Origin of the sequence: Saccharomonospora halophila 8, assembly GCF_000383775.1 — a bacterium.
Classification (GTDB): Bacteria; Actinomycetota; Actinomycetes; order Mycobacteriales; family Pseudonocardiaceae; genus Saccharomonospora; species Saccharomonospora halophila.
In genome coordinates, this window is sequence record NZ_KB912564.1 from 27,597 (window position 1) to 35,902 (window position 8,306).

At 67.7% G+C, this 8,306-nt stretch carries 9 protein-coding genes and 1 pseudogene; 4 read left to right on the plus strand and 6 right to left on the minus strand.

The window, feature by feature from the left end; all coding sequences use genetic code 11:
* Positions 1 to 154 (minus strand): NAD(P)-binding domain-containing protein (locus SACHA_RS26535; RefSeq protein WP_332253631.1); only part of this gene is annotated, 154 nt, incomplete at its 3' end.
* Positions 155 to 411: 257 nt separating this feature from the next.
* On the opposite strand from SACHA_RS26535, the gene SACHA_RS0113890 reads away from it, so the two are divergent.
* On the plus strand, positions 412 to 969 hold the full coding sequence (locus SACHA_RS0113890; protein WP_028663176.1) for a TetR/AcrR family transcriptional regulator: 558 nt from the start codon (positions 412 to 414) through the stop codon (positions 967 to 969).
* 21 nt (positions 970 to 990) lie between these two features.
* Complete coding sequence (locus SACHA_RS0113895) at positions 991 to 2,286, plus strand: FAD-dependent monooxygenase (RefSeq protein WP_019810777.1); 1,296 nt, start codon at positions 991 to 993, stop codon at positions 2,284 to 2,286.
* Here SACHA_RS0113895 and SACHA_RS22155 read toward each other — a convergent pair.
* Entirely contained in the window at positions 2,240 to 2,626 is a 387-nt protein-coding gene (locus tag SACHA_RS22155; RefSeq protein ID WP_028663177.1) for a hypothetical protein, read from the minus strand. The two genes, SACHA_RS0113895 and SACHA_RS22155, sit on opposite strands and share 47 nt — an antisense overlap.
* 196 nt (positions 2,627 to 2,822) lie before the next feature.
* Positions 2,823 to 3,329: pseudogene (locus tag SACHA_RS26630) on the minus strand (zinc ribbon domain-containing protein); the annotation flags it as partial.
* A gap of 531 nt (positions 3,330 to 3,860) precedes the next feature.
* Here SACHA_RS26630 and SACHA_RS23435 point away from each other — a divergent pair.
* Both SACHA_RS23435 and SACHA_RS0113915 read left to right on the plus strand, forming a co-directional pair.
* Positions 3,861 to 4,340 (plus strand): hypothetical protein, encoded by a 480-nt coding sequence (locus SACHA_RS23435; RefSeq protein ID WP_019810781.1) that lies wholly within the window; start codon positions 3,861 to 3,863, stop codon positions 4,338 to 4,340.
* 20 nt (positions 4,341 to 4,360) lie between these two features.
* Positions 4,361 to 5,851, plus strand: a complete 1,491-nt coding sequence (locus SACHA_RS0113915) for a molybdopterin-dependent oxidoreductase (RefSeq protein ID WP_019810783.1) — start codon at positions 4,361 to 4,363, stop codon at positions 5,849 to 5,851.
* 302 nt (positions 5,852 to 6,153) lie between these two features.
* Here SACHA_RS0113915 and SACHA_RS0113925 read toward each other — a convergent pair whose 3' ends face one another.
* From SACHA_RS0113925 to SACHA_RS0113935, 3 genes are all read right to left on the minus strand, one after another.
* A complete protein-coding gene (locus SACHA_RS0113925; RefSeq protein ID WP_019810786.1) occupies positions 6,154 to 6,516 on the minus strand; it encodes a hypothetical protein in 363 nt (120 codons plus the stop codon).
* 13 nt (positions 6,517 to 6,529) lie between these two features.
* Complete coding sequence (locus SACHA_RS22165) at positions 6,530 to 7,315, minus strand: hypothetical protein (RefSeq protein ID WP_157601698.1); 786 nt, start codon at positions 7,313 to 7,315, stop codon at positions 6,530 to 6,532.
* 555 nt (positions 7,316 to 7,870) lie between these two features.
* On the minus strand, positions 7,871 to 8,306 hold a 436-nt coding region (locus tag SACHA_RS0113935), incomplete at its 5' end, for a PucR family transcriptional regulator (protein WP_039739084.1).

The window sequence follows — 8,306 nt, forward strand, 5'->3', positions numbered from 1 at the left end:
CCCCACGACCGGCGAGCGCGTCGGGCCGCTGCGGGGTGCGGTTCCAGACGGTCACGGGGACCCCGGCGGCGAGCAGCGTGCGCGCGACCGCGCCCCCGAGAGCTCCGGTGCCGAGGATGCTCACCGCGGTCGCGGATTGGCCGGTACCCGTCATCACTGCCCTGCCGATCTCTCGGGTCGTGTTTCTCTTCGCCGCCGAACCTAGGACTTCGAGATTGCTCGAAGTCAATACTCCACCGTGGCCCGTGGCGCTCCTCTTCCGCGAAGCGATCGACTACCGACGACCTCATCAGCGGCCACCCCGGAGGGCACCCGTTGCGGACCCAACGGCGGGACCCGTAGCATCAGGGCAGTTGCACAGGACGGTCGTTCAGTACAGTTGCCCGGTACGTGGGAGGGAAGGGGAGCGTGATGTCTCCAGCGGCATCCCAGGGGTGGGAGGTACGACAGCGACTGCTGACGGCGGCGGCCGAACTCATCCCCGAGCGCGGCTGGTCCGCGGTGAGCACACGGAATCTCGCCGAGCGCGCCGGGGTGAACCCGAGCGTGGTGCATTACCACTTCCCCTCCCTGCCCGCGCTGCTCAACGAGGCCGCGCTCGGGGTCCTGCGGCGGGTGCTGGGCGAGGTGGACACGGTCCTGGACGGCGCGCGGACCCCGGCCGAGGCGGTCGAGGCGATCGTCTCCGCGGCACAGCGCTACACCGGGGACGACCCGACCTCACTGCTGGCCATCGAGGCCTACCTGGCGGCTGCACGGGGGGAACCGCTCCGTGACGAGGTCGGCGGCATGGTCACCGAGTTCCGGCACCGGTTCGGCCGCCGGCTGGGCGAACACGGTGTGCCCGATCCCGAGCGGACCGCCGGGGTCGTGCTGGCCACGGTCGACGGGCTGCTCCTGCACCGTGGGATGGGCGCCGGGATGGACACCGGTGCGACCGCCGCGGTCCTGCGTCGTCTGGTCAGTTAGCCACCACGGAGGAGGAACATCATGAAGGTGGCCATCTGCGGGGCCGGACTCACCGGTCTGACCCTCGCGAATCGCGTCTCGACCCTCGGGGGCGAGGTCGTACTGCTGGAACGCGCACCCGCCCCACGCCAGCAGGGATACATGATCGACTTTTTCGGACCGGGCCACGAGGCGGTCGAGGCCATGGGGCTGCTTCCGGCGGTCGAGGCGATCGCTCATCCCCTGGCGCAGGCGGATCTCGTCGACGGGCGCGGTCGGCGCCGCGCGACCGTGCGGCCCGCGCAGCTCATCAACGGGCCGTTGCTGAACCTCCTGCGGCCGGACCTGGAGCGTGTGCTGCGTGAGCACCTGCCACCCGGCGTCGACCTGCGCTTCGGCACCGGCCCGGTGGCCGTGGACGAGCACGGCGACGGTGTGCGGGTCACCCTCGACGACGGCACCGTCCTCGACGCCGACCTGCTCGTGGGTGCTGACGGTGTGCACTCGACTGTACGCCGCCTTATGTTCGGCCCCGAGGAGCGGTTCCTGCGCCCTCTCGGCTTCCACACCGCGGCGTTCTCGTTCGAGTCCCCACGGATCCATGCGGAGGTGCGGGGCCGCGCGTGCCTCACCGACACCGTCGGCAGGCAGATGGGCTTCTACGCGCTCGGCGGAGATCACGTCGTGGCTTTCGGCGTGCACCGCACCCGCGACCCGGAACTACCAAAGGACCCACGGACGGCGGTTCGGGAGGCCTACGGTGGTCTGGGCTGGGTCGTGCCCGAGGCGCTCGACCGGTGTCCGACCCCGTCGGAGATCTACTACGACCAGGTCGCCCAGACCGTGCTGCCCCGTTGGCACCGGGGACGGGTCGTGCTGGCCGGTGACGCCTGTTACGCCGTGTCGCTGGTGGCGGGGCAGGGCGCGTCCCTGGGAATCGCCGGCGCCTACCTGCTGGCCGAACAGCTCGCCCGCACGTCCTCGGTCGAGCATGCGCTGACCCGCTACGAGCGGTTGTGGCGCCCGGTGGCCGAGGAGAAGCAACGCGTCGGCCGGTCCGGCGCCGGCCGGTTCGTGCCCGCGACGAAGCGGCAGCTGTGGATACGGCGGAGCGTGCTGCGGATGTCACGGCTACCGCTGATCGACCGCTCCGTGGCAGCGGCCCTGACGGGCGACTCCCCGTCGCTCCACGCGACGCTGCACCGGGCCCCGGATCCGGGAAGCCGAGGCCGCCCCGAGCACCCTTCCGGCCGGGCGAAGGCCCCGCCACGAGCGCTCAGCGAACGTGCGCTCAAGAAAGCAGGAGGCGATGTTCGCCCGACTCGATCGGACGGATGAGTTCCGACCGCGCGAGCGTGTGCGGGCCGCATTCGCAGCTGGCGGGCAACGCGTCGTCGACCGTCACATCCGCTTTCGGATCGAGCAGATCCACGATCTCCACCCCGTGTTCGGAGTCGTGGTGCGCGGCGTCGACGAAGTCGCGTGAACCGTGCGCGTGCTGCCCGCTGCGTGCGACATAGACCGGGCCCATTTCCGTGTCGTAGACGGTAGCCACGTGGTGACCCTCCGCGCACTGCACCTGCAGCTTCACATGCCGACGGGGCTGCTCGAGTGCTTCCACGGCACCACGGGCCGCCGCACGTCTGATCCCAGGAGCGCCGTAAACCTTCTGTACCACCATCGACTCCGTCCGCTGGGGGGGCACACACAGCCGCCGAACTCCGCCCGCGCGGAGAGGCGACCGACCGTCGCCCGGACACGTTCAGCATCCGCCGCGGGCGGCAACTGGTGAAGGGGTCGGAAGTCCCTGTCCCGTGGTCGGAAACGAGGTGGCCACCGGACGGGTCGTGGACTCGGCTCTCCCGCGATTCCGGGTCCACACCGCGGCACGCCGAGCACGTCTGAGACGTGTACGCAGCAGGGACTTTCACGACCTGGGTGCCGGTGTAACGCGACACGGACTCCACGGCGAGTTGGAGCTTGTGCCGGCCTTCGTCCCGGATCGGCCGGTTGAGCCCGGCCTCGGCCCGCACGCCCCGGCCGGGCTCGGCAACGGTGCCCGTGGCCGACCGGGTCATGTTCTGCGCGCGGAGGTTCTCGAGGGCGCCCACCGCGTTACGGGCCGCGAGTCGATGGGCGGTTCGAGCGTAGAAGTCGTCGCGGCGGTCGCGTGCGCGGCGATACGCCGCCCAGCTCGGAAATCGGTTACCGGACCGCGCACCGCCGGCCCTCGGCGGATACTTACTGGAGGTCCGCGTCGGACGACCAGGTGCCCGGCTCGCTTCGATTCCTGCCCTTCGTCGTGCGGCATCGTCCGGAACAAGCTCATCCCTGACCACGGTGAGGCGGAGAAGCGAAAACAACACGTGGGGACGTGTCATCGCCTGCGGTGACACGTCCCTTCCGGCCTTTCCACCATCGCTTGACCAACAGCACGAGGCCGACCCCGGCCACCATCATCGCAACATCGTGACGGCGGGACGAGCCCTCGACCGGTGGTGGGCCGACGTTGATACGGTCAGTCATCATCACCCTCACGCCTCACCGGATCACGCTGGTCCCGCACGCCGGCAAGGTAGGCCCGTAGTCGGCTTCCGTACCGGCGCCTACGCCTCGTCCGGTATTACCGGAACAATCACGCCACGGACGCTGCGCGCAATTCCCAGGTCCCTCGGAACGCACTTCTCTCCCATGCTACATCCCGCTTCCCCTCGCCACAACACGGAGACACGATGGGCCACGACGTCGTCTGAGAAAACCCTTACGGGCGAGCCGGTGGCCATGTTTAGCCGCCCGCAAGCCGGGTAGAACTCGCGACGCGGCAGTGCGCGGCCGCGAACCTGGCAGAACGGCGGTGTCCACGCCGCCCGGCACACAATCGCGCGACAGTCTCGATCACGAAAGGCCGGACATTGACCACGGTCCTCCGTTGGACGGGAATTGGCAAGCTCGCCGGCTTCTACCGGCACCTCGCATTCGCCGGCCCCAGGACGACGACCGGAATAGGAGCCACCCTGCTGGCCGGCGACACGGCGATCCACGTCTACTGGCTGATCACGAGCCAGGCACTCGCCCCCCGAGTGAACGCGCCCACCTACCTGATCGCCTACTTCGCCATCCATATCGCCCTGACAGCGCTCGCACTCGTCGGGGTGGTGGCCGGGCACCTGCGCAGCTGGTTTCTCGGGAGCCTGCTCATGACCCTCACGATTCTCGTGTACGTCGCGAGCAGGACGTGGCAACTACCCGATATGCGGATACTGGTCGGCTGGTGGGATTACGCACTCGGCACCTTCGCCATGATCCTCGCCCTCCTGTTCCTCGGATTGCACTTCACTGTGCTGACCAAGGTCTGTATCGCCTATCCACAGCAGCGCGACTGGCACGAGTAAGCGACCACCGGGAGCCACCGATGCAACACCTCGACTTTCCCGCCTGGCTGCGCGTGACCCACTGGGTGAACGTCCTGTTCGTCACCCTGCTCATCCGAAGTGGCATCGAAATCGTCGCCACTCATCCCAAATTCTACTGGAAAGATCAGTCGGAACCCGGTACCGAGTGGGCTCGGTTCACGCGCAAGACCATGCCGAAGCACAAGTTGTTCGACACGCTGGACGAGGAGGAAAGCTACTCCGCTGTCGTCGCGCTGCCTGGGCACAAGAAACTCGGCATGGGCAGGCACTGGCATTTCATCAGTGTGCTCGGCTGGATCCTGACCGGACTCGTCTACGTCGTACTGCTCTTCGCGACCGGCCAGTGGCACCGTTATGTACCCTACTCGTGGTCGATCTTTCCCACGGCGTGGAGCGACCTGCTGACCTACCTGAGTTTCCAACTGCCCCCCACGCTGCCCGGCCAGCCCTTCGACGCGATACAGAAACTCACATACTTCGGAGTGCTGTTTCTGCTCGCCCCGTTCCAGATTCTGACCGGCGCGGCGCAGTCCCCCGCGGTCGAGGCGCGGTTCCCGCGCTACGTCCGGATGTGGGGTGGCCGCCAGTCCGCCCGCAACCTGCACGGTTTCGGCCTGCTGGCGTTCGTCGGCTTCACGGTCGTGCACGTTCTCATGGTCGCGCTGTGGGGCTGGGGAGAACTCAACGCTTTGATGATTTTCGGTGACGTCCGCGCCCCCGAGCTTGCGATCGCGCTCTCCTTGGCGATCATTTTCGCGATCATCGTCGTGCACTGGCTCGCGACCCTCATCAGCCTCCGTCGGCCACGCAGCGTGCAACGCGCGCTCGGCGCCATTGTCATGCTCGCTCGAAAGGTCGTCCTCGAACCGCTGGTGTCCCGACAGGACTACTCCGGCCACGAACTCTCCACCGAGCACCGTGTCAACGGAAAGCCTCCGGACAGCGACAACTACAAGTTCGCGGCCGTGCACAACTTCGTCGACTGGGAGTTGGAGATCGGCGGACTCGTGCGTACGCCGATGACCTTCACACTCGACGATCTGCGTGCGATCCGGAACAGGCAGACCCAGCGTGTCCTGCACAACTGCATCCAGGGCTGGACGAGCATCGGAGAGTGGAGCGGCGTCCCCCTGCGCGACCTCGTCGACCTCGTCGAGCCGTTGCCGCGAGCGCGCTTCCTGTGCTTCTTGACCATGCAGGACACGGGCCGCGACGACCCCTCCGCCGACGGTGCGGGCCAGTTCTACGAGGTCATCGACATGCAACTCGCCATGCAGCAGCACACTCTCCTGGCGTTCGAGATGAACGGTGAGCCGCTGCCGATCAAGCACGGCGCTCCACTTCGGCTACGGGTCGAGAACCAGGTCGGCTTCAAGATGGCGAAGTGGATCAAACGTATCGAGATCATCTCGGACTACGCGCCCATCGGCCAGGGAATGGGCGGATGGCGCGAGGACAATGTTTTCTTCGACAAGAACGTGGAGATCTAGTAGATGGACAGGAGTGGCAACGGAGTGCGCCCCGAACTTTCCGTCCTCGATGACGGGGCGAGGGCCAGGGTCCGCCGACACCTGTTCCGACGGAAGGTCCGCTGCGGCAGCTGCGGCTCGACCGGGTTCCTCGTGGGTGACGCGCTCTACCTCGGTTTCCTGTTCCTCAGCGAGCGACAGGACGTCTATATGGTCGCGCTGACCTGTGAGAACCCTCGTTGCCCCGCGCCCCGCACCGGGATCAGGATGTCCGGGCGGGACTTCCTGGGACGCGTCTGAGGCGGCGGCGGTCGGCCCCGCCGCTACCGCTCCCCGGGATCGTCCGGCGGCACGGTGGGGCGACTCGCTCCGATCCGCTCGGCAAGCGCGGCGGTCTCGCGGAGCTCATTCTCCATCCGCTGGTACGCCTCGCGTTGTTCGTCGGTCAGTTCGCCCCGGTGAGAGAAATACCGGAGACGTTCCAGTCTGCCCGAGAGCAGGGCGCCCCAGCGCACGTTGAAATCGTATACCTCCGCTCCCTCGGGGGCACCGTCGTTGGTGTCCGCCAGTTCGCGAAGTACCGCCACCTGCTCAAGGATCCGGTTTATGTCAGCGAAGACCCCGCGCACGCCCGTTCCGTGGACGGCTCCGTCCCGGTCGGCGAGGTGGTTGTCTGCCCCGGCCACCCGGAAACCCCTCTCAGAGATTCGGTTTCGGGACCCGCACCAGGTGGGGCGCATCCTCGAACGACAGATACACCTCATCGTCGCCGACCGCGAGTCCGGAAAGGGGCGCGGTCCTGAGTTCGCGGCTGGGCAACGACTCACGATAGTCGATCTCTTCCACGAGCGGGAAGGTGCCGTCCGGGTACCCCTCGTAGGTGTTGGTCTCCAACACCACGAGCTTATTTTCCGTAGCGGCATACACACGTCTCGTGTCGACAGCCAGGTGCTTCACGGGCTCGCCGAGACGAGCCGCGGCCGCGACGACGAGCCCGTCCTGCTCCCGGGAAACCTGCACCGCAAGCAACCGGTCGCTCGCTTTTTCGGCAACGTACAACCGGGAAACCTTGATGAGGTCTCCGGCCGTCTTGTGCGCCTTGATCATCAGCTCGCCGGTGCGTTCGACCTCGCCCGGCTCACCCTTGTAGTGGGCGACTCCCCGAGGTCCGGCCACGAAGTATTCGACGGCGCGGCCACGCGGCGGACCGTCCAATTCGGCACCACGCCCAGCGTCTACCTGCTGCGCGGGCAGGGCCGTGAGCTCGCGCAGCCGCACACTCGTCACGGTGGATCCGTTCTCGGACAAGGCGAGCAACATGGATGATCCCGCGTCGACAGCGAGGTACGCAGGAGCGCGGCCCGCCTCGAACGACGTCTCCTTCACGAGCTCGTGTGCATCCAGCATGACGACCCGGTCATGTGCCGGTTGCGGCACGAAAACGGCGTCGCGGACCTGCCTGGTGGTGGCGACGTTGTCGCCCACCTCGGCGAGCTCCTCCGAGAGGCGGAGACTCGGGCGTGAGTCACCGTCGAGTGCGATCCGCGCGACGCGACGAGTTCCGTCCACCAGCCCGTACACCGCACCTCCGGACCATTGCGGCTCGCTGATCGCCTGTCCGATGCCGATCGTGCGAATCTCGTCTTCGAGACCGGTTGAGCCCGCCTCCGAGCAACTCGCGAGCAGAACGGACACCGCGGCAGCCGGTACGAGCGCACGAACACGACACCACGGCCACGTCGTGCGTCGACCATGGCGCCCGCTTCCCATATGAAACCACTACCCTCGCCGCGCGACCGGTAAACACACCGGATCGAACCAATGCGAACCATCACCTTGCTCGCCACGCATATCCGCCCGCCGACGCGGCACGACGTGGCCCTGCCGATCGGACCTCCGCCCAACTCCGTCTTCGAGCGGAACAACGAAACAATCGTTTGGTTTGTCCGAACATAGCCCCGTGCCACACGCGTCTGACAACCCCTCGCCCCCAGGGTGATGGGCCGATGTCGCGGTACTCGAATTCCAGGCGCCGGTGCGTCAGCCGTCGCGCGCGACGTGCTCGGCGAGCAGCAGCTGCAGGTGTACCGACAAGCGTTCCCTCGGATTGGCCAGGTCCAGGTCACCGACCTCGCCCGCCCGCCGCACACGGTGCCGCACGGTGTTCGGATGTACGTGCAGCGCCGTCGCCGCGGTCCGCACGTCGCCGAGCGCATCGAGGTAGCACAGCAGGGTGCGGGCCAGTTCGGTGCCGTGCGCCGCGTCGTGATCCCGGAGCGCGGCCACCGCGGGATCGCGCAGCTCCGGCTTTCCCGCGACGAGCGCGAGCGTCTCCCCGAGCAGGACCTCGGAGCGCAGGTCCCGCATGGCCGCCACGTCCAGCTCCGCACGGCGTCCCAGCGCGTCGAGCACCCGGTCGGCCTCGGCACGCGAGACGGGCACCTGCCGGAGACCGTGCACGCCCGCGCCGAGCGCC